This is a genomic window from Streptomyces sp. NPDC026500, from assembly GCF_055567635.1.
On the sequence record NZ_JBVHQB010000003.1, the window covers coordinates 327,031 to 352,450 of the forward strand.

Here is a 25,420-nt window from a genome sequence, read left to right on the forward strand (position 1 = left end):
ATCGGCGTGTCCGCCCCCGTCCGGCCGTCCGCGCCATTGACAAGCGGTAACGCGCGTCTTGTGCTTGAGGGCGGGCAGAGCCCTGGCGGAAGGGGACGGACATGGCACGTGCGGTCGGAATCGATCTCGGTACGACGAACTCGGTGGTGGCCGTACTGGAAGGGGGTGAGGCGACGGTCGTCGCCAACGCCGAAGGAGCGCGCACCACGCCCTCGGTGGTGGCGTTCGCCAAGAACGGCGAGGTGCTGGTCGGCGAGGTCGCCAAACGGCAGGCTGTGACGAACGTGGAGCGCACCGCGCGGTCCGTGAAGCGGTTCATGGGCGATGTGACCTGGCGGTTTCCGGAGAAGGGAACCATCGACGGCACCCGTTACCGTGCGCAGGAGCTCTCCGCGCGAGTGCTGCAGAAGCTGAAGCGGGACGCCGAGGCCTATCTCGGCGAGGACGTCACGGACGCCGTGATCACCGTGCCCGCCTACTTCGACGACGCCCAGCGCCAGGCCACCAAGGAGGCGGGCGAGATCGCGGGCCTGAAGGTCCTGCGCATCATCAACGAGCCGACGGCCGCCGCCCTGGCCTACGGGCTCGACCGCGGCGAGGAGCAGACCGTCCTCGTCTTCGACCTGGGCGGCGGCACCTTCGACGTCTCTCTCCTGGAGATCGGCGACGGCGTCATCGAGGTCAAGGCGACCAACGGTGACACCCGGCTCGGCGGCGACGACTGGGACCAGCGGGTCGTCGAGCACCTCGCGCAGCGCTTCAAGGCCGCGCACGGCATCGATCTCGGCCACGACAAGATGGCGCTGCAACGGCTCCGCGAGGGTGCCGAGAAGGCCAAGATCGAGCTGTCCTCGGCCACCGAGACCAACGTCAACCTGCCCTACATCACCGCCACCGCCGAAGGCCCGCTGCACCTCGACGAAAAGCTGACGCGCGCTCAGTTCCAGGAACTCACGGCCGACTTGCTCGACCGCTGCAAGACCCCCTTCCACCAGGCCGTCAAGGACGCCGGAGTGAAGCTGTCCGCCGTCGACCACGTGATCCTGGTCGGCGGGTCCACCCGGATGCCGGCCGTCACCGACCTGGTGAAGGAACTCACCGGCAAGGACCCGCACAAGGGCGTCAACCCGGACGAGGTCGTCGCCGTCGGCGCCGGACTCCAGGCCGGTGTGATCCGGGGAGACGTGAAGGACGTGCTGCTCCTCGACGTCACCCCGCTGTCCCTCGGCATCGAGACCAAGGGCGGCATCATGACCACGCTCATCGAGCGCAACACCACGATTCCCACGCGGCGTTCCGAGATCTTCACGACGGCCGCCGACAACCAGCCCTCGGTCGGCATCCAGGTCTACCAGGGCGAGCGGGAGATCGCCGCGTACAACAAGAAGCTCGGTGTCTTCGACCTCACCGGCCTGCCGCCCGCGCCGCGCGCGGTCCCGCAGATCGAGGTCGCCTTCGACATCGACGCCAACGGGATCATGCACGTCTCGGCGAAGGACCTGGCCACCGGGCGCGAGCAGAAGATGACCGTCACCGGCGGCTCGGCACTGGCCAAGAACGACATCGACCGCATGATGCGCGAGGCCGAGCAGTACGCCGACGAGGACCGGCGCCGCCGGGAGGCGGCCGAGACCCGCAACCACGGCGAGCAACTCGTCTACCAGACGGAGAAGTTCGTCCGCGAGAACGACGAGCGCATCCCCGCCGACACGAAGACCGAGGTCGCGGCGGCCACCGCCGAACTGAAACAGCTGCTGGAGGACTCCTCCACTGACACAGCCGCCCTGCGCGGCGCCATCGAGAAACTGGCCACCGTCAGCCAGCAGATGGGCCAGGCCATGTACGCCCGGGCACAGCAGCAGACATCCCCGGAGGACCAGCCGCCCACCGAGCACGCCCCGGGCGAGGACGAGGGCGTGGTGGACGCGGAGATCGTGGACGAGGACCGGGACGGCAACCCGAAGGACGGGGCCGCCTAGGTGTATCGATCCCCCGGCCGCGGGCGCGGGGATGTGCCGGTCCGGGGGCCCGCTCAGTAGCGCTCGCGGAACTCCTGGAGGATCTCCTTGGTGCGCTGGGCGGAGGCGGAGTGGGCCGACATGTGGTCCAGCACCTCCAGGTGCAAGGCCACCTCCTCGCGCGCGTCGAGGTAGAGGGCGCCGGTCACGTACTCGCTGTAGACGATGTCCGGCAGCTCCCGCTCGGCGAAGCGGAACAGCGCGAAGGAGGTGTACGTCCCCGGGTGCGGGCCGGCCGCGAACTCGGCGACCTGGAGCGTGACGTGATCGAGCTCGACCCATTCGAGGAGCCGGTCCATCTGGTCGCGCATGACCTCACCCCGGATGCTCACCGGACGCAGCAACGCCGTCTCGTCCATGATCACCCAGAGGTGGGGAGGGTTCTCGCGGGTGAGCAGCGCCTGCCGCTTCATGCGCAGCGCCACATGCCGATCGATGGCCTCGGGGCCCGTCTGCCCGACCGTCCCGGCCTCCAGCACGGCCCGCGCGTATTCCTCGGTCTGCAACAGACCCGGCACGAAGTGCGGTTCGTACGAGCGGATGAGCTGGGCGGCGCCCTCCAGGCTGACGTGCATGCTGAACCAGTCCGGCAGCACGTCGTGGTACCGCTGCCACCAGCCCGGCTCGTTCGCCTCCTCGGCCAGCGCCACGAAGACGTCCGCCTCGTCGTCGGCCACACCGTACGTCGTCAACAGCACCTGCACGTAAGGGATCTTGAGGGCGACCTCGGCCATCTCCATCCGCCGCACGGTCGCCGGCGCGACCCGCAGGACACGCGCCGCCTCTTCCCGCTTCAGGCCCGCGGCCTCGCGCAGCTCCTGCAGCCGTCGCCCCAGAACCACCTGCCCCACCGTGGGCGCCGGTCGCCGCTCACTCACGCCACGCCTCCCCACGCGCCGAAGTATGCGTGCAGTGTGCCATGCCTGTGGAGAACCATCAGAGGTTGGCCCCAACGCAACTACATCCAGAGCGATTTGAGGCACCGCGCGCCTGATGCGTACCGCACTGTGCGGCCGGATCACCGGCAATCGGCTGCCGCTGACCGATCCTCACGAATGCAGTGAGTGAAGGTACTTGGCCGTCGCCGGGTCCGCCGGGAGGAACGTCTCGATGGCCAGCTCGGCGACCGTCACGTCCATCGGGGTGTTGAACGTCGAGATGGACGAGATGAACGACAGCACCCGGCCCTCGTGCTCGATCCGCAGCGGGAGCGCGAAGTGGGGTGCGGGGCCGAGAGGCTCGTCGTCCTCGGCCGCGTCCCGGTCCGGGACCGGATACGCCGCCACCTCCTCGTACAGCGCGCGCAGCGGCCGCGAACGGCGCAGCGCGATCTGCCGGTCCATCTGGGCGAGAAGATGGTCCCGCCACGCGCGCAGATTGCGGATGCGCGGCGCCAGGCCTTCCGGGTGGAGGGCCAGCCGCATCGCGTTCAGCGGCGGCACGAGGAGTCGTTCCGGTACGCCCTCCAGCAGCATGGCGATGCCACGGTTCGCGGCGAGAACGTCGTATTTCGCGTCGACCACCAGCGCCGGATAGGGCTCGTAGCCCTGGATCAGCCGCTCCATGCCCTCGCGCAGCGCGTCCATCGAGGGGTCGTCGAGCGGGGTCTCCGGATAGTGCGGGGCGTAACCGGCCGCGAGCAGCAGCGCGTTGCGCTCCCGCACCGGTACGTCGAGGTGTTCGGCGAGCCGCAGCACCATCTCCTCGCTGGGGCGGGAGCGGCCCGTCTCGACGAAACTGATGTGACGGGCCGAGGAGCCCGCCCGCAGCGCCAGCTCCAACTGACTCACCCGCCGCTCCTCCCGCCAGCCGCGCAGCAGCGGCCCGACACCCTTCTCGGCGGAGGCACTTGAGACGGCGGCGGGACGGGACGGGACAATGCTCATACGAGGACCGTAGTCGAGGAGTGGCACGTGAACGACTTGTGGAACCTGTCCTGGGAGGCGGAGGCCCTCTACCGGGCACGCGTCCGCGGCTGTCTGCTGGGGGGCGCGCTCGGCGACGCCCTCGGCTACCCCGTCGAGTTCGATTCCCTGGACCGGATCCGCGCCGCGCACGGACCGCGCGGGGTGAGCGGACCCGTCCCCGACGCCGACGGGGTGGTGGGCCGGATCAGCGACGACACCCAGATGACCCTGTTCACGGTGGAAGGCCTTCAGCAGGCGCACGCACGCGAGCGGCTGAAGGGCATCGGGGGCGGCTGGTCACGGCTGGTGCGGTGGGCGTACGGGCGGTGGCTGGACACCCAGAACGCGACCGGACCCGGCCCGGACGTCCACGGCGGACTCGCCGCGCAGAGCTGGCTGTACGCCCGTCGGGCGCCCGGCAACGCGTGCCTCTCCGGGCTCCAGCAGGAGCATTTTCCCGACCCGATGAGCGAGCTGGGGCCACCCGGACCCGTCAACCCGGACTCCAAAGGCTGCGGCGCGGTCATGCGCTCGGCGCCCTTCGGACTCGCCCGCACCCCGGCCGAGACCGTGTTCGGCATGGCCGCCCGCTGCGCCCAGATGACCCACGGCCACCCCACGGGCTACTACGCCTCCGGCGCCCTCGCCGCGATCGTCGACCACCTCGTCTCCGGGGACTCCCTGGAGGGCGCCGTCCTGCGCACGCTGCGGCTGCTCGCCCGCCATCCCGGGCACGAGGAGACCACGATCGCCCTGAACCGCGCCCTCGACCTCGCCTCGGAAGGCTCTCCGACCGCCGAGAAGGTCGAGTCCCTCGGCGCCGGCTGGATCGCCGAGGAGGCCCTGGCCATGGCCGTCTACTGCGCCCTCGCCGTTCCCCGGGTCGCCGACGCCCTGCTCCTCTCCGTGAACCACTCCGGCGACAGCGATTCCACCGGCGCGATCTGCGGCAACCTCCTCGGCGCCCGGCACGGCGACCACCGGCTCCCCCAGGAGTGGCTGGAACACATCGAGGGCCGCTCGACGATCACACTCCTGGCGGACGACTTCGCGGCGGAGTGCGTACGGCGGTGAGCGCCGGGGCGGCGGGTTCGCATCGCCGACGGCGCCGGACGAGGGTGTCCGTCGCCCGTCCCGCCGCCGACGAGTCACCCGACCGGGCAGCCGTCGAGTCCCCCGGGCCGGGCGGCCCGCCGAGTCGCCCGGCCGGGCCGCCGACGCGGCAACCGGGTCGGCCGCCGGTGAGCCGCGCCGCTCGTGTCCTGCTCGCCGGGTGCGGCTGTGGCACGCTGGCAAGGGTCTCGGCCCGCACCTGTCGCCCACCCCGCACATCTCACCCGCCGTACGAAGGGATCCATTCCATGGCCGTCGAGCCGCTGGCGCAGAAGGAGATCGAGGAGCGGCTGGCGGAGTTGCCCGGCTGGTCCCTGGAAGGTGACCGGCTCGCCCGCACCTACCGGCTCGGCTCGCACTTCGCGGCGACCGCGATGGTCGTGCACATCGCCCAGGTGCAGGAGGAGCTCGACCACCACTCCGACCTCACCCTCGGCTACAACACGATCGCCCTCACCGTGAACACGCACAGCGTCGGCGGCGCCGTCACCGCGCTCGACTTCGATCTCGCCCGCAGGGTGGAGGCGCTGGCGCCGGGGCACGGGGCACACTGACCTCTGTGCTGGACTACGACAAGGAAGCCGACGGATACGACGCGACGCGGGGCGGCGAGCCACGGGCCGCCGCGGCCGCCGACGCCGTGCTCGGCCTGGTCCCTGTCGGCGCCCGCAGCCTGCTCGACCTGGCCTGCGGCACCGGAATCGTGACGCGCCGGCTCGCCGCCGCGCGGCCGGGGCTCGGAGTGACGGGCACGGACGCGGCGGACGGCATGACGCGCAGAGCCGCGGTTCGCCTGCCGGGAGCAGTCGTCCTCGCGGACTGCCGTCAACTGCCCTTCCTGGACGGCTCGTTCGATGCCGTCTCCGCCATCTGGTTGTTGCACCTGCTGGACGACGCGGGCCCCGTCGTCGCCGAGGCCGCCCGCGTCCTGAGCCCCGGTGGCGTGTTCGTCACGACCGTCGAGAAGGCCGCGTCCCATGATGTCGGCAGCGACATAGACGCGTTGGTCGCGTCCCACCGCACCGGGCGCGCCGCGGACGGGGCCGGACGCGTCACGGCGTACGCCGCCGAGCACGGCCTTGTCCCGAGCGGTACGGCCCGTTTCCGCGGCCACGGTCAGGGCCGGACCCCGCGCCGTGTCGCCCAGTACATCCGGACCGGCGAGCTCTACGCGGCCGGCGGCCCCCGCCTCGCCGACCGCGTCGAGGCGCTGCCGGACGCGGATGTCCCCCGCCAGGAACCGGAGTTCACCTTGCGATCGTTCAGCAAGTCTTGAACCGCCTGAAGTCGCAAGGACCCGAATGAAGTTACGCGCATCGCGGTCCGGAGCGGGTCAGGCGGTCCTCCTTCGCGTGAACTCCATGGTCCAGTTGGTCAGCCAGGTGTTCTCCCCGTCCAGAGAGAACGCCTGCTCCCAGCGAGCCGTCGTCTCCGAGATCCCCGACCAGACGAACCGCACCCGCACGTCCTTCCCGTCATGGGTGTCGTCGCCGTAGAACTCGCCGCTCCCGTCCGGCCCGAACCGCCCGAGGACCGGCGGGAACAGCTTCCCGCTGCGGCTGGAGGACCAGTTCAGCGACCACTGCTCGGTCTCGACGTCGAACAGACGCAGTGTCAGCCCCTTCCACCCCTGGCTCGGTACGTCGATCTCGTCGATGTTCGCCGCCCCGCCGAACAGATTCCAGCAGCGGCTGACGGCCGGGAACTCCTCCCAGTCGCTCTCCGGGTCCAGGAAGTCCGTACGGCGGCGGTTGACGACGTCCCAGTCTCCGTGGAGGAAGTCGAAGTCGCGGAGGTCGGTGGCGTTGTCGCGGGCGTTGCTCATGTGCGGTCTCCCGTGGTTCCCTCGGGCAGCGAATCGGTCAAGTAGGCCTCCAGGTCGGGTACTTCGGAGGCGAGAAGGTGGCGCACCCAGGCGTCCCGCTCGTGCAGGAGCGGCGGCAACTCCCAGACGCAGCCGATCCACGGGAGATCCGGGGTGATGAAGTGCGTCGGGTCCCGGTCGGGGCAGCCCAGCACCGGCTGGCCCGCGGCGGCGCCCCGGAAGTGCAGGACGTTGTCCCACACCCAGCTGTAGGCGTTGAGGTAGGCGCTGTCGTCGGCGCCCCGGTGCAGGACGACGAACGTGGCGGGCGGGGTGCCGTCCGGCTCGGGGAGCAGCCTCGGCAGCATCGCGTACGCCGCCCGCTCGACCTCGGGCTCGATACCGGCCGGGTCCGCGGTGACGTGGTACCGCTTGATCCGCCGCCCCGCCATCTCGATGGGCGGCGGCACGGTCAGGAACTTCTCCCTGAAGCCGACGGAGGCGGCTGAGGCCGCTGGGGCCGCTGACGCCACCGGGGCCGCGGAGGACGCAGGTGCCTGCGCTGCGGTGGAGGCCGCCGAGCCGGTCGAGGCCGTAGAAGTGACGGCGTCCGTGGACGCGCCGACGCCCGGAGGCGCACCGGCGGCTGGAGAAGGTGTGGAGGTCGCTGAAGCCATGGCAGGACGCTAGGCCCGCTTCACTGACACCATGTGTCAGTGAAGTCCAGCCGTCTCATCTCGATCCTGCTGCTGCTCCAGACCCGCGGCAGACTGACCGCCGCCCAGCTCGCCGAGGAACTGGAGGTGTCGGTCCGGACGGTGTACCGGGACGTCGAGGCACTCGGCGCGGCGGGCGTCCCGCTATACGGCGACGCGGGGCACGCGGGCGGCTACCGGCTGCTCGACGGCTACCGCACCCGCCTCACCGGTCTCACCACCGAGGAGGCCGAGGCCCTGTTCCTCGCCGGAGTACCCGGGCCCGCAGCCGAACTGGGTCTCGGTTCGGTGCTCGCCGCGGCCCAGCTCAAGGTGCGCGCCGCCCTCCCGGCCGAACTGCGCGAGCACGCCGACCGGGTCAGCGGCCGGTTCCACCTGGACGCGCCGGGCTGGTACGCGGAAGCCGACGAGACCCCCTATCTCTCCGCCGTCGCCGACGCCGTCTGGAACGGCCGCGTCCTGCACATCCGCTACCGCCGTTGGCGCGAACCCACCGACGTGGAGCGCCGCCTGGAGCCGTACGGGCTCGTCCTGAAGGCGGGTCGCTGGTACGTCGTCGCCGGCCCGGGACCGCGCACGTTCAGGGTGGACCAGATCCTGGAAATCAGCGCCTCCGGGGAGGAGTTCACCCGACCCGAGGAATTCGATCTGGCGGCGTACTGGACCGCGTACCAGCGGGACTTCCACGAGCGACTGCACCGGGCGGAGGCGGTCGTGCGGATCGCGCCGGGAACTCGTCTGAGCGGTTCCGCGGCGCAGGCGGCGACGGTCAACGGCCTTATGGAGAAGGACGGTTGGATCCGCGCAACCGTCCCCATCGAGTCCGAGGACCAGGCTCACGACGACTTCCTGCGGCTCGGGACGGCGATCGAGGTTCTGGAACCGCCCGAACTGCGCGCCCGCATCGCCGAAACCGTCGCCGTGCTGGCCCGCAGATACGCTTAGAGAGCGCCTGTTGAGATGAAAAGGCGGCCGTCCGACCCGGACGGCCGCCGAATTCGTGATCCGACCGCTTGGAGCTACGGACAGGACTCGCCGAACTTGACAGCGTTGAGAGTCACCGGCTGCCCGTTCAGTGCCGCGCCCGCTGCCGGGGTCTGAGCGCACACCTGCCAGTTGGATTCGACGAGGACCCAACGGTCCTGCCCGCCGATGTCCTTCACGTCGATCGAAGTGCCGCTGTCGAGCGCGGCTCGCGCCGCCTTCACCGACTTCCCCTTGAAGTCCGGCATCTTCCCGCCGACCGCGGACGGCGGCCGCATGTCCTTCGCCGGGCAGGTCTCTTCGAGCTTCACAGCCCCGAAGTCGAGAGTCGTGTCGACGGGGATCGTCTTCCCGGCCTTGTAGTTCTGGCTGCACACCTTCCAGTTGCGGTCGAAGGCCTGCATGCGGTCCCGGCCGAGCGAGTCGTGCGACTTCAGCGAGTAGAAGCCCTGCGCTTGCGCCGCGTCCTGCGCGGACTGCAGGCCCATGCCCACGAAGACGGGCACCTTCTTCCGCGCTGCCGCGGTGGGTTTGTCGTCCTTCGCCGCAGACCCGTCGCCCGTCGGCACTGCCGTGACGCCGGGATTCGCGCCGGTGGACTTCGTTCCGCTGGACTTCGCGCCGTCGGTCGGCTGGCAGGCGACGAGGCTGCCGGCCACGACGGTCAGCAGGATCGCGCTGATGATCCGGGTACGCACAGATTTCTCCTGAGTGATGCTGGTGCAGGCGAAATACGTTAAACCATATGCGGTAGGGGAGTTGGCGACGTGAGCCTTCGTGACAGCACGACGGCGCCCGGCGCGTGACGCGACTGCGCCCCGTCCCTTGAGGGCGGGGCGCAGTGGTGTGTCCTTCCACTCCCAGTCGCCGAACAGTCCACTGCTCAGCTGGGCCGAGCAGATGTTGTAGCTCCCCGACGCGTGACCCCTCTCGGTGTGGCCGTCGAACGGCCCGAAGGGCGCCTGTCCAGGTGTGGGCGGCTGGGCAGGCGGCAGTTGGTTGTGCGACATGGGTCCCCCACAGGTAGTTCAGTGCCATGTGAACGTAAGCGGGAAGTGTGAGATCGGATAGAGATGAGGAGGATAAGTGATGGAACTATGATGGAATGGTGAACGTTGAACAACTCTGATTACGCCCCCTCGCCGCACCAGTGGTGCGGAGCGGGAGCGGTCTTGGTGCGACCGAGCGTCAACTCGCAGCCCCCGTCTGGGGCTCGGTCTCTGCCGGGCCGCAGCTCGATGAGGCGCAGGTTCCGCTGACGCAGTGTGGCGGTCAGCTGTACGTCCAGCGCCAGCCGCCGGACCGGTACGCGCACGTGATCCTGGTGCCGCTCGCGGTGGTCGTACTGGCGCCGTGGTCGCTGTTGCGGCAGTACTGACCCGCCGAGTAGCAGTTGCCGGCGTTGGAGGTGATCGAGCAGGTGCTGACGCCGGTTCCGCTGCCGCCGCTGCCACCGGAGCCGCTGCCGGAGGCCGCTTTCGCGGTGACGGTCACCTTCACCTTGACCGTCTTCGTCTCGGTCACCGTCGGTGCGGGTTTCGGCTTTGCGGTCGCCGTCTCCGTTGCCGTCGCCGTGATGGTGACGGTGGGGGCGGGCCGCACCGAGGCGGCCGCGGTCTTCGTGGTGTTGCTCTTCTGGCCGCTGTCGTTGCCGCTGCTGTCACTGCCGCCGGCGCCGATGCCGACGAGGAACGCGAAGACGATCGTGGGCAGCACGTAGCGCTTGCGTGCCCAACGGGGTCTGGCGGGCTGTGGCGCGGGCCCGGGCGGCACGGGTGCCCGCCCGTATCCGAACGGCGGCTGCTGGTTGTACGACATGGTCCCCCCAGGGATCGTTCGTGGTGGGGTGACGGTATCGGGTGATGTGAAGAAAATGTGAGTGGAAAGTGAAGGTGGTGACGCAGTTGTGATCATGCCGGGTGGGGTGAAGCCGCTCCGATCCGGCTTTCCCATGACATGCCGCGACGGTCTCTTCGCCTCGAATCGTCCGTATCCCAGCGGCCGTTCCGGCCGGTGGGGCGGAGAGCGTTCTCCGGACTCCCCTCCTTCCAGGCCGTGACCTGTGATGGGATGCCGTCACAGGAGAGGCCGAACCTCGCCGGCGACAGGCTCGGTGGAGGTTCGCGGTGCCATGGTCGGTTCATGAAGGGCGCGGGATGGAAGAGCAGCCGTCGGCAGACGAACTCGGCGCCCTCCTAGACGAACTCGCTCTCGGCCTCGCGGATCCGGACGGCGATCTCGACGCCCTGTACGACATGGAGAAGCGGCTGACGGCCGCGCGACGGGCGGCCCTCGTTCCGCGCCTGGAGGAACACCTGGCGGTGGCCGTGGCGGCGGGCAACTGGTATGCCCGGGGCGCACTCGCGGGCATCCTCGCCGACACCGCAGGCCGTGCGTCTCTGGCCGTCCTCCTGCGTGCCTGGTCCCGTGACCTGGGGGACGACCAGGACAGCCTCACGACGACGCTCTCCGTGTTCGCTCGGGAAGACCCGGACGCCGCACGCCGCATCCTCGTCCCATGGGCGCGGGACCCTGACCCCGCCCTGCGCCGGGCGGCGATCTGGCTGCTCGGCTACGTACCCGAACCCGCCGATCTCGCCCTGCTGGCTCACGCGGCCCAGGATCCGGAAGAACGGATCCGGAGTGTCGTCGTCGGCGCGCTCGGCAGCCACGGTACGAGCCCGGTGGCCCTCGACTTGATGGTCGGTCTGCTGACCGACCCCTCCGCGGACGTGCGCGTCTCCGCGCTCAGTTCTCTCGGTTTCCGCCGTCAGCCCCGCACCCTGCCGGACATCTGCCGTCTCGCGGACGACAGCAGCCCTCGCGTTCGCGCTTGGGTCGCCATAGCCCTGGGCCGATTTCCCGCGGAGGAGTCCGGCGACGACGAGACCGTCGCGTGCGTGCTCGAACGGCTCCGGACGGACCCTGACCCGCATGTCCGCGAAGAGGCGGCGAAAGCACATCGGTGAGCGACCGGCGCTCCGGCGGCTCGGGGGCCCGTGCCCGTCGGACACGAGCCCCTGAGGGTGGAGGCGGGAAGGTCAACCCACCGCGCAGCTCTGGTCCCCCGACTTGAAGGACACGGGTTTCGTGTTCGCCCCCGTCCAGCTCCCCGTGAAGCCGAAGCCCACCGTCGAACCCGGTGCCACGTTCGCGTTCCAGGTCAGGTTCTTCGCCGCGACCGTGGCGCCCGACTGGGTGTAGTCGGCGTTCCAGAGCTGGGTGATCTTCTGGCCGTCCGGGAACGTCCAGCCCAGTGTCCAGCCGGTCCAGGCGGTGGAGCCGGTGTTGGCGAGGGACACGTCGGCCTGGAAGCCGCCCGACCACTGGTTCGTGATCTTGTACGTCACCGTGCAGGCCCCCGTCGGCGGGGGCGTCGGGTCCGTACCGCCGCCCCCGCCCCCGGTGTCCGAACTGTCGCCGTAGACGATCCCGCGCCCGTTCGTCGCGACGTACACCCGCCCGTAGACCCGCGGGTCCCCGGTGATGGCCGCGCCCGTCCAACCCCACTGGTGGGCGTCGTCGTTGATGCGTGTCCAGGTCGCGCCCTTGTCCGTCGAGCGGAAGATCCCGCGGACGCCCCCGACCTTCGCGCTGGTGTAGAGCGTCTGGTAGGAGGCGCCGGCCGCCGCCTTGCCGAAGCCGATGGTGTCGGCCTGCTCGACGTTCGGGAGCTTGGTGAAGTTCGCACCGCCGTCCGTCGAGTGCCACAGTCCGTACGCGCCGTCGCTCGCGCCGCCCGCGAGCCACACGTCGCCCTTGGTGCCGGGCAGCGCCTTGAAGCGCACGCTGTCCCCGTTGGGCAGGTTGCCGGCCGAGGACGCCGTGAAGGTCGCCCCGCCGTCCGAACTGACGTAGAACTTGCCCGACTTGAAGCCGTAGAAGGTCTTCGGGTCGACCCGGTCCGACTCGACGACCGCGCCGGAGGGGATACCGCTCGACGCGGACCAAGACGTACCGAACCCGGTGGTGTACTGCACCCCGGTGCCGGCCGGGCTCCACACGAAGCGGCTGCCGTCCGAGGCCGCGGCGACCGTCCCGCCGCCGGTGACGCCCGAAGGGTCGCTGCCCGCGAACCAGTTGGCGCCGTTGTCCGTCGAGAAGCCGATGTGCGGCCCGGAGTCGAGGTTGCCGACGCGGACCACCGTGTTCGGGTTGGACTCGGCGTAGTCGAGGCTGGTCGTGGTGGTGAGGTTCGGCGAGGTGTACATCATCGACGGGACCTTGGTGAGATCCGTGTGCCGGAAGCCGCCGATGTCACCGAGCGCGCTGAGCAGGGGAGCACCCGACGGGGGAGAGGCGAGGTCGTTGACGGCCGTCTCCTCCAGGCCCTGGACCATGGGCTTGACGGTGAACTGGCCTCCGGTGTCCCAGTTGGTGAGGTTCTCGGTGCCGTAGATCGTCGCGCCCGTCCCGTACATCATCCGGGCGGAGTCGAACGGGTCGATCTCCAACCCCTCGGTCATCCAACCGAGTTTGGGGGTCTGCTCGGGTGGCGAGGGATTCGCCCCGAAGGTCAGCCACGGCACGGACGAGACGTCCATCGTGTAGCGGTTCGAGCGGTTCGGGTACGACGTGTAGTCCCACGCCTTCGTCCAGGTCCCGCCGCTGTCCGTGGAGCGGAAGATCTGGGTGTCCGGCCACCAGGAGCTGTACGCCGTCGCCATCACGGTGCCGGGGTGCTGCCGGTCGACACTCAGCCCGCTGAAGCCGTAGTAGGTGTCGGCCTCCGCGACCGGGCTGATGTTCGTCCACGTCCCGGTCCGGGTCGCGTACCGCCACAACTGGCCCTTGCCGCCGTCGTACGGGCCGCCCTTGTCGCTGTAGGCGAGATAGAGGTAGCCGTTCACCGCGTCGAGGACGCCTTTGTGGGCGAGATAGCCGGTGGGCTGGCCCGCGATCCTGGACCAGGTCGCGCCGCCGTCCGTCGAGCGGTAGACCGCGTTGTCCTTGTCGGCGACCCCCACGTAGATCGTCTGCGTGGCGCTTCCGGAGGTGCCGGTGGACTCGTCGAAGGTGACCCAGACGATGCCCTGGTTGTCGGAGGCGTAGCCGCTGGTGTCGGTCGCGTCCTGCACGTAGTTGCCGACGTTGGGGAAGCCGGTGACCTGCGACCAGCTCGCGCCGGAGTCCGTGGACCGCCACAGGCCCTTGCCGCTGGGCGCGCCGAGATACAGCACGCTGTTCTTGTTGGGGTCGACGGCCAGCCGCTCACCCATGCCCCGGCCGGGCATGTTGCCGCCCAGCTTGAAGGGCAGGTCGGCCTTCTGCCAGCTCGCGCCCCGGTCGGCGGAGCGCAGGACGGCCCCGTCGGTCGGGTCCCAGCTGTTGGTGTACGTGCCGACCGCCGCGTACACCTTGTTCGGGTCGACGGAGTCGGAGGCGAGGCTGACGACACCGGAGTGGCCCCACTCGCTCCAGCCGACCGAGTCGAGCAGCGGGGTCCAGCTCTTCGACGCCTGGACCCAGCGATAGGCGCCGCCGATGTCCGTACGGGCGTAGGCGAGGTTCTTCTCGGAGCGGTTGAACACGATGTCGGGGACGAAGCCGCCGCCGTCGATGCGGGCGTTCTTCCAGGTGTACGTGTCGGCCGCGACGGCTGCCTCGGGGGTGCTCGCGGCCAGTGCGGGCGGGGTGCCGGCCAGTAGTCCGGCGGCGAGGGCGAGTACGGCCGTGAGGATGCGGGTTCTTCGCACGGTGGGTCCTCTCCGGGAACGATGGGGGGAAAGAGGGCGAAATGAGCGGGAGTTGGGGATGGAGAGCGTGATGGCCGGGCGGCCCTCAGTGCGGTGAGGGACCGCCCGGCCGGTGGCCCTGCCGTCAGGGACAGGGCCGCGTACCCGGAGCCATAGCGGGGACTATTCGAGAAGCTCCGCGTACGAACCCATGGCGAGGGCGATGTCCGCCTGCGCCCAGAACCGGTGGTACGTGAAGGAGGGCGCGGCGCCGCCCGCCAGATAGCTCTGGATCTTCGACCAGGCCGGGTCGTTCTTGTAGAAGGACCGCAGCGAGGCGAAGGTGGAGGACGAGTTGATCGCGTCGCCGTTCGGCATCGTGCCGGTGAAGGTGCTCGGCACGTACACGCTGTCGTTGAAGCGGTTGTAGTCGGTGCGGGTCTCCGGGACGGCTATGCCGAGACCGTCCTGGTAGTTGTTCCACATGCCGTCCAGGAGCGCCTTCGCCGTCGTCTTCGCCTGGGTGTTGCCGGACTTGGCGGCGTAGTACGACAGGGTCTTGGCGTAGGCGGCGGCCACACCGACGTCGTTCGTGTAGTCGGCGACGGTGACGTGAAGTCCGCTGTTGGCGCCGGGGCTTGACGCGTTCCAGGTGTCCGGGGCGCCGGACCACTGGAGGGTGGAGGGGATCTGGTAGGTGCCGTCCGGGTTGATCGTGGTCTTGGACAGCGCCCACGCGACCCACTTGTCGAGGACCGCCTTGGCGCTCACGTTCCCCGTCTGCTGGTAGTACTCGGCGACCCGCTCCATGGACCACGCCTGGAAGCCGAACCACTGGTTGGACGGCGGGTCGTGGTACACCGGCTGCTGGTCGTAGTACATGCCGTAGAAGGTCGGCGTCCCTGCCGGAGGCGTCGCGTAACGGCCGGCCCAACTGTTGGTCGCGCCACCCGCGATGGCGCCCTCGTTCGACTGGAGCCAGCGGTAGAACTCCAGCTGCCGGGTCAGCGAGGTGGCCCAGTCGGAGGCGCCCGTCGCCGACTTGGGCTTCAGGTCGGCGTTGGTGCTGAGCGCGTAGGCGGCCAGCGGGTTCTGGTAGCCGCCGTGGGTGTGGCTGGAGCCGATGCGCCAGGCCCAGCCCGCCGAGGTGTCGTTCGCACCGCCCCAGGCGTAGTACCAGGAGAGCAGATAGTGCGAGGCGTCCTTGCCGGTACCCGCCGGGCAGGTCGTCGGTCCGACGCAATTGCCTATTTTCTTGAAGTACTTGTCGTACATGGCGTAGCGCAGATAGTCGCCCATCTTCGCGGCCTTGCCGACGGTCGTCGAGACATCGGCGCTCTTGCCCTGGGCCTTGGCCCACACGTCCGCCCAGTAGGCGGCCTGCACCGCACGCGCGTCGGCGTCCGGGGCGTCCGTGTACTTCCACTGCTTCGCGTACGAGGAGTCTCCGGTGAAGAGGTCCAAGTACCCGTTCTTGCCGCCGTACTTGAAGGCGTCGCAGGTCGGCTGCGGCACCGTCTCCCACACCGACTCCTGCGCACCGCGCTGGAAGGTGTTGATGTACGACGGGCCGGTGGCGGTCGGACCCGCCTCGCACTTGCCCGGCTCATTGCCGTAGCCGTAGGTGTTGTCCACGTCCTGGAGCCAGTGCATGCCGTACACGTCGTCCGTGCCGTACGCGCTCTTCAGCTCGGCGGCGATCGGGTCCGGGCCGACCGAGACACCGGTGTCGAGCTTGGCCGGGTACTCGTTCGGGGTGTCCAGCTCGGGCGCGTAGGTGGCCGGTTTGGACGCGTTGTAGAAGGAGTTCGTCGGCTGGTCGGCGTGCGTGGGGATCATGTACGTCTCCATGGTCGTCCACGCGGCGTTGAACTTCGACCAGTCGCCGGTGACCTTCCCGTACATCGCCTGGAGCCAGATCAGATAGCTGTACGCCTCCGACGTCGTCTCATGACCCTGGTCAGGCGCCTCGACGATCAGCGTCTCCACCGAGTGATAGGGAATGCCCTCGGGGGAGAAATAGCCGTTCGCCGGGTTGGTGATCCTGCCGTAGAGGTCCAGGAAGCGCGCGTCGTAAGCCTTCGTCGCGGCCAGTTCCGTCACGGTGACGGTGGCCTTGGCCTGACCGGTCGCCGAGGCCGTGAAGGTCGCGGACCCCGTGCCCGAGGCATCGGCGGCGATGGTCACCGTCTGGGCCGTGTTCCAGTTGGACGGGGTGAAGGTCAGACTCGAACCACCGGTGACGGAGAGCCCGGTGTTGCCGTCCGTGCGGGCCACCGCCACGGTCACGTTGGCGCTCGGCTGAGTCGAGAGCTTCACCGTGAACGTCCCCGACTTGCCCTGCTGGACGCCGAGTTGGGTGGGGGAGGCGACGATCGCAGGTCCCGCGGCGACCGTGATGCCGGCCGGCGTGGATTCCGCCGACGCGCCCAGGCTGTCGTACGCCTTTGCGAGGATGGAATGACTTCCGACGGCCAGCCCGGACGCGGACAGCGTGAACGGCGAGCTGGTGTCGGTGCCGAGCAGGGTCGTGTCGTCGTAGAACTCGACCTTGGAGATGGTCGCCCCGTCGGCCGCCGCCGCGGTCGCGGCCAGCGGGACGGAGTCGCCCTGGGTGTAGACGGCGCCCGCCGCGGGGCTGGTCAGGACGGTGATCGGTGGCTGGTGCGCGCCGGCGCAGGTGGTGCCGTTGACGGCGTAGGAGGCGGGGGCGGTGTTGGTGCCGCTGTAGGTGAACTGCGCGCCGGCGGTCACGGCGGCCCCGGCGGCGATCGTCCCGTTCCACGCCGCGTTCTTCGCGGTGACGGTCTTGCCCGACTGGGACCAGGTGCCGTTCCAGCCGTTGGTGAGGGTCTGGTTGCCCGTGTAGGCGTACGTCAGGGTCCAGCCGTTGATGGCGTCCGAGCCCCGGTTGGTGATCGTCAGATCCGCGGTGAAGCCGGAGCCCCAGTCGTTGGTCTTGTAGTCGACACTGCACTGAACCGCGGCCGCGTGTGCGGGAGTCGTACCGGTCGCCAGAGTCGCGAGCGGGAGGGCGAGAGCCGCCACTACGGCGGTCCACAGGCGCCGCGAGCTGCGACGACGTCTCCATCGAGGGTTGGGATCCATGGTGCTGGTTCCTCCTTGCGGCTCGGAGAATGGGGGGAGGAGCAACAAGCCTTGAACCAGTGGGAGCGCTCCCATACTGGAGAGAGGGGTGTGAGGGGTCAAGGTGCTTGAAGAGTCGAAATGATTCGATTGATCGACAGTGCAACTCCTCTGTCCAACAACGGAACTTGGCGCTAGCTTCATCGGCACCAGTGGGAGCGGTTCCATCAGTCGACGTGTCGATCGAGGCGCGTCAGAGCTGCAAGGAGTCGCTTCATGCGTCACCCCCCGCGTTTGTCCCTTTTAGTGATCGGCGCCGCGGTCGCCCTTGTGGGCACGGCAGTCGCGCCGGTCGTCACGGCTTCGGGAGCCACCCCCGCGTGCACGGTGGAGTACTCGGTCACCGGCCAGTGGGACACCGGCTTCCAGGGCGCCGTGAAAATCACCAACAACATGGCAGCGCTGAGCAGCTGGAGTCTCGGCTTCGACTTCTCCGGCGGTCAGAAGGTCACCCAGGGCTGGAGCGCCAAGTGGTCCCAGTCCGGTACGACGGTGACCGCCTCCAACGAGAGCTGGAACGGCTCGTTGGCGACCGGTGCGAGCGTCAGCGCCGGGTTCCTCGCCTCCTGGTCGGGAAGCAACGCGGTGCCCGCGGCCTTCCGGCTCAACGGCACCACCTGCAATGTGGACGCCCAGCCGACGCCCACGCCCACACCCACCCCGACCGGTCCGCCGCCGACCGGCGGTGAGGCGCCGACACTGCACGTCTCGGGCAACAAGCTGGTCGACTCCGCCGGAGCCACCCGCAGGCTGCTCGGCGTCAACCGCTCCGGCGGCGAGTTCATGTGCGTCCAGGGCTACGGCTTCTTCGACGGTCCCGTCGACGACGCCGCCGTCAAGGCGATCGCCGACTGGAAGGTCAACACGGTCCGCATTCCGCTGAACGAGGAGTGCTGGCTGGGCCTGTCCAACATCAAGCCGGAGTACGCCGGCGCCAACTACATCGCCGCGGTCAAGGATCTGGTGGCCAGGGTCGAGGCGCACGGCATGACCCCGGTCCTCGATCTGCACTGGACGTACGGCCAGTACACGGGCAACTCGGCGGGCTGCTCCGACGTGCACGCCACCTGCCAGAAACCGATGCCCGACGCGCAGTACACCCCGTCCTTCTGGTCCTCGGTCGCGAGCACCTTCAAGGACGACCAGGCCGTCGCGTTCGACCTGTTCAACGAGCCCTACCCGGACCGCGCGACCTCCACGACCACCCAGGCGTGGACCTGCTGGCGCGACGGCGGCACCTGCCCCGGCATCTCCTACCAGGTGGCCGGAATGCAGAGCCTGGTCGACTCGGTACGCGGCACCGGCGCCAAGAACCTGATCCTGGCCGGCGGCCTCGCGTACTCCAACGACCTGAGCCAGTGGCTGACGTACAAGCCCAGTGATCCCACGGGCAATCTCGTCGCCGCGTACCACGTCTACAACTTCAACACCTGTGCGAGCGAGAGCTGCTGGAACTCGACACTCGCCCCGGTCGCTGCCCAAGTCCCCCTCGTGGCGGGGGAGATCGGGGAGAACACCTGCTCCCACTCCTTCGTCGACACCGTCATGAAGTGGTTCGACGACCGGGGACTCTCGTATCTCGGCTGGACCTGGAACACCTGGGACTGTTCCTCCGGTCCGTCGCTGATCTCGAACTACGACGGAACTCCGACCTCCTACGGCATCGGGCTGCGCGACCACCTGCGCGCCCTCGACGGATAAGGAATCCGCACATGAGCCGTGCAAGAACAGCGATTCTCGGGGCACTCGCCCTGATCGCGGCGGGATCGGGCGCCGCCTCGGCGGTCCCCGCCGACGTCGGCACCGACGCCGTCGCCGCCATCCCCTGCACCGTCGACTACAAGGTGCAGAACCAGTGGGACACCGGCTTCACCGCCGCCGTCACCGTCACCAACAACAGCGCCGCCAAGTCCAGTTGGTCGGTGAAGTGGGCCTACGCCGGCAATCAGAAGGTCACCAACTACTGGAACACCAAGCTCACCCAGAGCGGCACCGCCGTCACCGCGAACAACGAGACCTACAACGGCACGCTGGCCACGGGTGGTTCGGTCAGCTTCGGCTTCAACGGTTCCTACAGCGGGACCAACGCCCTGCCCACCACCTTCACCCTCGACGGCGTGACCTGCAACGTCGACGACGGCAGTGGCGGCGGGGGAGGCGGAGGCGGCACCGACCCCTCCGGCAAGGTCGACAACCCGTACGCCGGCGCCAAGGTGTACGTGAACCCGGAGTGGTCGGCGAAGGCTGCCGCCGAGACCGGCGGCAGCCGGATCTCCAACCAGCCGACCGGTGTCTGGCTCGACCGGATCGCCGCGATCAACGGCGCGTCCGGCAGCATGGGCCTGCGCGCCCACCTCGACGCGGCGCTCGCCCAGAAGGGCACGGGTGAAGAGGTCGTCCAGCTCGTCGTCTACGACCTGCCCGGCCGCGACTGCGCCGCCCTCGCCTCCAACGGCGAAATCGGCGCGACGGAGATCGACAAGTACAAGACGCAGTTCATCGACCCGATCGCGGCGATCCTCTCCGACAGCAAGTACGCCTCACTGCGGATCGTCACGACCATCGAGATCGACTCGCTGCCGAACCTGGTCACCAACACCGGCAGCCGCGCCACCGCCACCCCCGCGTGCGACACCATGCTCGCCAACGGCAATTACGTGAAGGGCGTCGGCTACGCGCTCGCCAAGTTCGGCGCGATCCCGAACGTCTACAACTACCTCGACGCCGGCCACCACGGATGGCTCGGCTGGGACGACAACTTCGCCCCCGCCGCCAACATCTTCAAGCAGGCGGCGACGGCCGAGGGCGCGACCGTCGACGACGTCCAGGGCTTCATCACCAACACGGCGAACTACAGCACGCTCAAGGAGAACAACTTCACCATCAACGACACGGTGAACGGCACCTCGGTGCGCCAGTCCAAGTGGGTGGACTGGAACCGCTATGTCGATGAGCTCTCCTTCGCGCAGGCCTTCCGCACCCAGCTCGTCTCGGTCGGCTTCAACTCCGGAATCGGCATGCTGATCGACACCTCCAGGAACGGCTGGGGCGGCACCGCCCGGCCCGCCGGTCCCGGCGCGACGACCAGCGTGGACACGTACGTCGACGGAGGGCGCTACGACCGCCGTATCCACATCGGCAACTGGTGCAACCAGTCGGGCGCGGGCCTCGGCGAGCGGCCGAAGGCGGCACCGGCGGCCGGCATCGACGCCTATGTGTGGATGAAGCCTCCGGGCGAGTCCGACGGCTCCAGCACGGCGATCGCGAACGACGAGGGCAAGGGCTTCGACCGGATGTGCGACCCGACGTACACGGGCAACGCCCGCAACGGGAACAGCCTCTCCGGCGCGCTGCCGAACGCCCCGCTCTCCGGGCACTGGTTCTCCGCCCAGTTCCAGGAGCTCATGAAGAACGCGTACCCGGCACTGTGACCGGCTGAGCGCGTGCGGTCCGCCAGGGGTCAGTTCCCCTTCCCCAGCCCCTGGCGGATCGCGAACTCCACCGCCGAGTAGTCCCCGTCGGCCCGCTCCAGCTCCAGGGGCACCGCCGGGGACAGCGGAGGCTGCGCCATGAACCGCGGCCGGCTCCCGTGGTGCGGCTGAGCCGCGTGCACCAGGAACGGATGACACAGGTAGACGTCGCCGGGCCGGCCGGTGGCGTACGCGACCGGCCGGTGCGCCGACGCCTCGACCAGCCGCGGCGCGATGTCCAGTCCCGAGACGCCCTCCTCCCCGTACGGCTCCAGGAGTGGCGGCACGTCCAGGTGCGAGCCGACGCGGATACGGGTCGGGGCGTCCTCGGGACCCACCTCGGTGAACAGGAACAGCATCAGCAGCGCGCGATCCCTGGAGCGGAGATTGGCGTAGTACCAGGTCGCGCCCTCGGGCAGATAGCTTCCCTCGATGTGCCAGCCCGCGTCGTCCGGCTCCTCGGCGTGCGGGAAACGCAGCGGAAAGCTGCCCAGCGAGTAGCGCGGCTCCCAGCGGCCCTCCCCGAGCAGCAGGTCGAACGCGTCATGCAGGGCGGGCGAGTTGACGGCGGCGGCGAAGGGGCCCTGGGCCATACCGGAGATCCAGCGCACGGGCTCGGTCCAGGTGGTGGGGTCGTCCGGGGAGCAGCCCGTCTCCTCCCACAGCAGCCGGACGCAGTCCGCGGCGACGCGCGCCGGGAAGGCGCCCTCGATCCGTACGAAGCCGTCCTCGAGGAAGCGCTCCAGCATGACGTCGTCCATGCGGCCATGCTCGATGACGGGTCCCCGCGGGCGCATCCGGTTTTCCGGCGGCGCTCCTTTTTTGCCGTTCGAGCAACACGACTGGCCGTTTCCGGGAGCGGCGGCGCACGCTGTCCTCATCCCGAGAGAGAGGCTTGTCCCATGGCACAGGACCACGACCACGACCACGGCAGTGGCCAAGGCCCGGCACACCACAACGGCCCGGCGCAGGATCACGGCCACGGCCCGGCGGGGAACCACGGGCAGGCTCACAGCCACGACCACACCCACATGGACTTCTCCCAGATGCTGCCCATGCTGGTGCAGGAGGCGGAGCTGTTCACCCCGGCCTACGCCGAGGCGGCCGAGTGGCTGCGGGAGCAGCGGCCCGAACCGGGGCTGATCGTGGACGCGGGCAGTGGCCCCGGAGTCATCTCCTGTCTGCTCGCCGAGAAGTTCCCCGGCGCGCGGGTCGTCGCCGTGGACGGCGTCGAACCCTTGCTGGCGGAGGCCCGCGCCCGCGCCGAGCGGCTCGGCGTCGCCGACCGCTTCAGCACGGTCGAGGCCGAACTCTCCGAGGGCGTAGGTGACTTGGAGTATCCCGCAGACCTGTTGTGGGCCAGCAGGTCGCTGCACCATGTCGGTGATCAGCGGGCCGCGCTCGCCGGCTTCGTCCGGAGCCTTGCGCCCGGTGGCACCCTCGCGTTGCTGGAGGGTGGCCTGCCCACGCGTTTCCTCCCGCGCGACACCGGCATCGGCCGGCCCGGCCTGGAGGCCCGCATCGACGCCGTGCACGACGAGTGGTTCACCCGTATGCGGGCCGAGCTGCCCGGAGCGGTGGCGGAGACGGAGGACTGGCCCGCCCTGCTCACCGCCGTCGGCCTGCGCCACACGGCGACCCGCACCTTCCTCCTCGACCTCCCGGCCCCGCTCTCGGACGAGGCCCGTGCCTTCGTCGTCACCGTCCTCACCCGCCGCCGGGACGGCCTCGCCGAGGGGCTCGACGCAGAGGACCTCGCCACGCTCGACCGGCTCCTCGACCCGGAGGACAAGGCGAGCGTGCACCACCGCTCGGATGTGTTCGTCCTGACGGCGATGACGGTGTACGTGGGGGTCAAGCCGGAGTAGTCGCGGTGACCGTCACCCGGCCGCCGGGGCGACGGGCGGGCCTTGACATCGAGCGTGCTCCAAGTGATGAACTCCGTGAGTTCGCCGTACAGTCGGCCCGCGCCCGGCCGGACACTCCTGGGGGTACACCATGACCGACTCTCCTGTCGCACTCATCACCGGAGGCGGAAGCGGTATCGGAGCCGCGGTCGCCCGCCGGCTGCTCGACGCCGGGCAGCGGGTGGCCGTCACCGGTCGCGGTGTGGAGCGGCTGCGCGCTTTCGCCGAGGAACTCGGCAACCCGGAGGGGCTGTTGACGGTCGTCGGGCACGCGGCCGAGTACGACCAGGTGCGGGCGGCGGTCGAGGCGACGCTCAAGGAGTTCGGGCGGCTCGACACCGTCGTCGCCAACGCCGGTTTCGCCACCCATGACACGGTCGCGGAGGGCGACCCCGCGGGCTGGTCCGAGATGGTGCTGACCAATGTGCTGGGGCCCGCGCTGCTCATCAGGGCATCCATCGACGCGCTGAAGGAGACCCGTGGCCGCATCGTGCTGATCGGCAGCGTCGCCGGGCATGTGAACACGCCCGGCAACATCTACGGCGCGACCAAGTGGGCGGTGACCGGGCTCGCCGAGAACACCAGGCGCCAGGTCACCGAGTACGGCGTGGGCGTGACCCTGATCTCGCCCGGCCGTGTGGAGACCCCGTTCTGGGACAGCTACGGGAGCCTGCCGCCGGGGCACCTGCTGACGGCGGACCAGCTCGCGGACTCGATCGTCTGGGCGGTGGGGCAGCCGACGGGCGTCGACGTGAACACCGTCGTCGTCCGCCCGATCGGCCAGCCCGTCTGATCCGTGCCCGGCGGGGCGATGGTCGTCCTCGCCGGGCAGGTGCTCAGTTGTTGGCGAGGAACTGCTTGGCCAGCGAGTCCCCGAGCGACACGGCCGCGCTGTGGCTCTCGATGGGGGACACCTGAGAGTTCTTGAACAGGATGTACGTCACGCCCGAATCGGCCCCGCCCGTCTCCGGGTCCGGGTCGATGCCGAGCGCGTTCGCCGTGGCGTACGACGCCTCACCGATGATCTTCGTCGGTCCGGTGTCGCCGACCACCGCGTACTCGACCTTGCCGTTGTAGATGACGGCGACCACACCGCCACCCTTGATGCCCGAACTCGTGTACTTCCAGATGCTGCTGGTGCTCGGCACGACGACGTAGGGCAGCGAGTCGGCGCGCAGCGGCCGGCCGTTGGACTGGTGGAAGGCGGTGTCGTCCTGGAACCAGGGGTCGGTGGTGGAACTGCACTTGCTGGTGACCTGGCCGTCGCAGTCGATGTCCATGTCGGCCTTCCAGAACACCGCGCCGTTCTTGCCGCAGACGGGGACGGTGGCCGAGGTCTCGTCGTCGGTCTTGTACTTGCCGCTCGATATCTGCGAACAGGACGTCACCTTGGCGAGGAGGGCGGACGCGCTGACCGAACCCTCCTGTGCCGAGCGGGGGTTGACGGTGCCGAAGGCGCTGGCCGGGAGCGTGGCGACGGCGAGCAGCGCCGCGCCGACGGCCGCGGCCAGGGTCAGTGTTCGAGTGCGCACTGTGGGGGACCCTTCTGTTAGGAAACTTTCCTTACCGGGTTGCCGTACAAAGTGGCCCTCCTTGCATGACCGCGTCAATACCTGCGGCCCAGTTGGTCTGGTCCAGGGACGCGAAAAAGCCGCCGGCCCGGATGCGGTGAGCATCCGGGCCGGCGGCGGGCCGCGGGCGGGCCGGTCAGCCGATGTCGAAGGCGGCCGGGTCCGGGCCGATGCGGCGGTCCTCGTTCAGGGCCGAGATCGCCGCGATGTCCTCGGTGTCCAGGGAGAAGTCGAAGACATCGATGTTCTCCTTGATCCGGGACGGGGTCACGGACTTCGGGATCACGATGTTGCCCAGCTGGAGGTGCCAGCGCAGGACGATCTGGGCCGGAGTGCGGCCGTGCTTCTGGGCGATGGCGATGATCGCCGGGACCTCCAGGAGCCCCTTGCCCTGGCCCAGCGGCGACCAGGCCTCGGTCGCGATGCCCTGCTCGGCGTGGAACTCACGGGCCGCGCGCTGCTGGAGGTGCGGGTGCAGCTCGATCTGGTTGACGGCCGGGATGACGGACGTCTCGTCGATCAGCTTCGCCAGGTGCTCCGGGAGGAAGTTCGAGGTGCCGATGGCCTTGGCGCGGCCGTCCGCGTAGATCTTCTCGAAGGCCTTGAACGTGTCGACGTACGTGCCCCGGGACGGCGTCGGCCAGTGGATCAGGTACAGGTCGACATAGTCCAGGCCGAGCTTGTCCAGCGAGGTGTCGAAGGCGCGCAGCGCGGAGTCGTACCCCTGGTCGCTGTTCCAGAGCTTGGTGGTGACGAAGAGGTCCTCGCGGGCGATGCCGGAGGCGTTGACGGCCTTGCCTGTGCCCTTTTCGTTGCCGTAGATCGCCGCTGTGTCGATGCTGCGGTACCCGGACTCCAGCGCGGTGGCGACCGCTCGCTCCGCCTCGTCGTCCGGCACCTGCCAGACGCCGAAGCCCAGTTGCGGCATCTCGACGCCGTTGTTCAGGATGATCGGGGGGACCATGCTCACGAGCTCTCGATCCTTCAGTCGTCGGGTGGTACTCGTATCGTCAACGATCACGGGTCGTGATGCATTCCTGACCGGGCTCCCGGTCCGACGAATCAGAGATTGGCTGAAATGATCCGATCAATCGTGCCGGAACGCCGA

21 protein-coding genes are annotated in these 25,420 nt (G+C 69.4%); 10 read left to right on the forward strand and 11 right to left on the reverse strand.

Annotated features, from left to right (window positions below; genetic code table 11):
* Nucleotides 1-101: 101 nt before the first annotated feature.
* Nucleotides 102-1,979: a molecular chaperone DnaK gene (gene dnaK / locus ACZ4N5_RS07275; RefSeq protein WP_467756120.1), complete on the forward strand. Its 1,878-nt coding sequence runs from the start codon at nucleotides 102-104 to the stop codon at nucleotides 1,977-1,979.
* Nucleotides 1,980-2,032: 53 nt separating this feature from the next.
* Here the strand turns inward: dnaK and ACZ4N5_RS07280 are convergent, their stop codons facing one another.
* Both ACZ4N5_RS07280 and ACZ4N5_RS07285 read right to left on the reverse strand, forming a co-directional pair.
* Nucleotides 2,033-2,896: a helix-turn-helix domain-containing protein gene (locus tag ACZ4N5_RS07280; RefSeq protein WP_467756121.1), complete on the reverse strand. Its 864-nt coding sequence runs from the start codon at nucleotides 2,894-2,896 to the stop codon at nucleotides 2,033-2,035.
* A gap of 171 nt (nucleotides 2,897-3,067) precedes the next feature.
* Entirely contained in the window at nucleotides 3,068-3,904 is an 837-nt protein-coding gene (locus tag ACZ4N5_RS07285; RefSeq protein ID WP_467756122.1) for a helix-turn-helix domain-containing protein, read from the reverse strand.
* A gap of 27 nt (nucleotides 3,905-3,931) precedes the next feature.
* Here ACZ4N5_RS07285 and ACZ4N5_RS07290 point away from each other — a divergent pair, with 27 nt between their 5' ends.
* The 3 genes from ACZ4N5_RS07290 to ACZ4N5_RS07300 all read left to right on the forward strand — a co-directional run bounded on the left by ACZ4N5_RS07290 (nucleotide 3,932) and on the right by ACZ4N5_RS07300 (nucleotide 6,314).
* On the forward strand, nucleotides 3,932-4,999 hold the full coding sequence (locus tag ACZ4N5_RS07290) for an ADP-ribosylglycohydrolase family protein (protein WP_467756123.1): 1,068 nt from the start codon (nucleotides 3,932-3,934) through the stop codon (nucleotides 4,997-4,999).
* Nucleotides 5,000-5,286: 287 nt separating this feature from the next.
* A complete protein-coding gene (locus ACZ4N5_RS07295; protein ID WP_467756124.1) occupies nucleotides 5,287-5,592 on the forward strand; it encodes a 4a-hydroxytetrahydrobiopterin dehydratase in 306 nt (101 codons plus the stop codon).
* Nucleotides 5,593-5,597: 5 nt separating this feature from the next.
* Nucleotides 5,598-6,314 (forward strand): class I SAM-dependent methyltransferase, encoded by a 717-nt coding sequence (locus ACZ4N5_RS07300; protein ID WP_467756125.1) that lies wholly within the window; start codon nucleotides 5,598-5,600, stop codon nucleotides 6,312-6,314.
* Nucleotides 6,315-6,371: 57 nt separating this feature from the next.
* Here the strand turns inward: ACZ4N5_RS07300 and ACZ4N5_RS07305 are convergent, their stop codons facing one another.
* Both ACZ4N5_RS07305 and ACZ4N5_RS07310 read right to left on the reverse strand, forming a co-directional pair.
* Entirely contained in the window at nucleotides 6,372-6,863 is a 492-nt protein-coding gene (locus ACZ4N5_RS07305) for a hypothetical protein (protein WP_467756126.1), read from the reverse strand.
* Nucleotides 6,860-7,294 (reverse strand): hypothetical protein, encoded by a 435-nt coding sequence (locus ACZ4N5_RS07310; RefSeq protein ID WP_467756309.1) that lies wholly within the window; start codon nucleotides 7,292-7,294, stop codon nucleotides 6,860-6,862. Before ACZ4N5_RS07310 ends, ACZ4N5_RS07305 begins: the two co-directional genes overlap by 4 nt.
* Before the next feature lie 264 nt (nucleotides 7,295-7,558).
* On the opposite strand from ACZ4N5_RS07310, the gene ACZ4N5_RS07315 reads away from it, so the two are divergent.
* The gene (locus ACZ4N5_RS07315) at nucleotides 7,559-8,503 is read left to right on the forward strand and encodes a helix-turn-helix transcriptional regulator (RefSeq protein WP_467756127.1); all 945 of its coding nucleotides are present in this window, start codon (nucleotides 7,559-7,561) and stop codon (nucleotides 8,501-8,503) included.
* A gap of 74 nt (nucleotides 8,504-8,577) precedes the next feature.
* Here ACZ4N5_RS07315 and ACZ4N5_RS07320 read toward each other — a convergent pair whose 3' ends face one another.
* Both ACZ4N5_RS07320 and ACZ4N5_RS07325 read right to left on the reverse strand, forming a co-directional pair.
* Complete coding sequence (locus ACZ4N5_RS07320; RefSeq protein WP_467756310.1) at nucleotides 8,578-9,240, reverse strand: hypothetical protein; 663 nt, start codon at nucleotides 9,238-9,240, stop codon at nucleotides 8,578-8,580.
* A 574-nt stretch (nucleotides 9,241-9,814) separates the two neighbouring features.
* A complete protein-coding gene (locus tag ACZ4N5_RS07325) occupies nucleotides 9,815-10,360 on the reverse strand; it encodes a hypothetical protein (protein ID WP_467756128.1) in 546 nt (181 codons plus the stop codon).
* A gap of 338 nt (nucleotides 10,361-10,698) precedes the next feature.
* On the opposite strand from ACZ4N5_RS07325, the gene ACZ4N5_RS07330 reads away from it, so the two are divergent.
* Nucleotides 10,699-11,511: a HEAT repeat domain-containing protein gene (locus ACZ4N5_RS07330; RefSeq protein WP_467756129.1), complete on the forward strand. Its 813-nt coding sequence runs from the start codon at nucleotides 10,699-10,701 to the stop codon at nucleotides 11,509-11,511.
* Nucleotides 11,512-11,583: 72 nt separating this feature from the next.
* On the opposite strand, the gene ACZ4N5_RS07335 is transcribed toward ACZ4N5_RS07330, so the two are convergent.
* Both ACZ4N5_RS07335 and ACZ4N5_RS07340 read right to left on the reverse strand, forming a co-directional pair.
* The gene (locus tag ACZ4N5_RS07335; protein WP_467756130.1) at nucleotides 11,584-14,238 is read right to left on the reverse strand and encodes a cellulose binding domain-containing protein; all 2,655 of its coding nucleotides are present in this window, start codon (nucleotides 14,236-14,238) and stop codon (nucleotides 11,584-11,586) included.
* Nucleotides 14,239-14,400: 162 nt separating this feature from the next.
* Nucleotides 14,401-17,325, reverse strand: a complete 2,925-nt coding sequence (locus tag ACZ4N5_RS07340; protein WP_467756131.1) for a glycoside hydrolase family 48 protein — start codon at nucleotides 17,323-17,325, stop codon at nucleotides 14,401-14,403.
* 255 nt (nucleotides 17,326-17,580) lie between these two features.
* Here ACZ4N5_RS07340 and ACZ4N5_RS07345 point away from each other — a divergent pair, with 255 nt between their 5' ends.
* The gene (locus tag ACZ4N5_RS07345) at nucleotides 17,581-19,065 is read left to right on the forward strand and encodes a cellulase family glycosylhydrolase (protein ID WP_467756132.1); all 1,485 of its coding nucleotides are present in this window, start codon (nucleotides 17,581-17,583) and stop codon (nucleotides 19,063-19,065) included.
* Between the two features lie 11 nt (nucleotides 19,066-19,076).
* A complete protein-coding gene (locus ACZ4N5_RS07350; RefSeq protein ID WP_467756133.1) occupies nucleotides 19,077-20,795 on the forward strand; it encodes a glycoside hydrolase family 6 protein in 1,719 nt (572 codons plus the stop codon).
* A gap of 29 nt (nucleotides 20,796-20,824) precedes the next feature.
* Here the strand turns inward: ACZ4N5_RS07350 and ACZ4N5_RS07355 are convergent, their stop codons facing one another.
* Nucleotides 20,825-21,595, reverse strand: a complete 771-nt coding sequence (locus ACZ4N5_RS07355) for a phytanoyl-CoA dioxygenase family protein (protein WP_467756134.1) — start codon at nucleotides 21,593-21,595, stop codon at nucleotides 20,825-20,827.
* Between the two features lie 141 nt (nucleotides 21,596-21,736).
* On the opposite strand from ACZ4N5_RS07355, the gene ACZ4N5_RS07360 reads away from it, so the two are divergent.
* Nucleotides 21,737-22,702: a class I SAM-dependent methyltransferase gene (locus ACZ4N5_RS07360; protein WP_467756135.1), complete on the forward strand. Its 966-nt coding sequence runs from the start codon at nucleotides 21,737-21,739 to the stop codon at nucleotides 22,700-22,702.
* Nucleotides 22,703-22,832: 130 nt separating this feature from the next.
* Nucleotides 22,833-23,534 carry an SDR family oxidoreductase gene (locus tag ACZ4N5_RS07365; protein WP_467756136.1) on the forward strand — a complete coding sequence of 234 codons (702 nt, stop codon included), beginning with the start codon at nucleotides 22,833-22,835 and terminating at the stop codon, nucleotides 23,532-23,534.
* A 43-nt stretch (nucleotides 23,535-23,577) separates the two neighbouring features.
* Here ACZ4N5_RS07365 and ACZ4N5_RS07370 read toward each other — a convergent pair whose 3' ends face one another.
* Entirely contained in the window at nucleotides 23,578-24,273 is a 696-nt protein-coding gene (locus ACZ4N5_RS07370) for a glycoside hydrolase family 75 protein (protein ID WP_467756137.1), read from the reverse strand.
* A 175-nt stretch (nucleotides 24,274-24,448) separates the two neighbouring features.
* Entirely contained in the window at nucleotides 24,449-25,276 is an 828-nt protein-coding gene (locus ACZ4N5_RS07375) for an aldo/keto reductase (protein ID WP_467756311.1), read from the reverse strand.
* Nucleotides 25,277-25,420 lie beyond the last annotated feature (144 nt).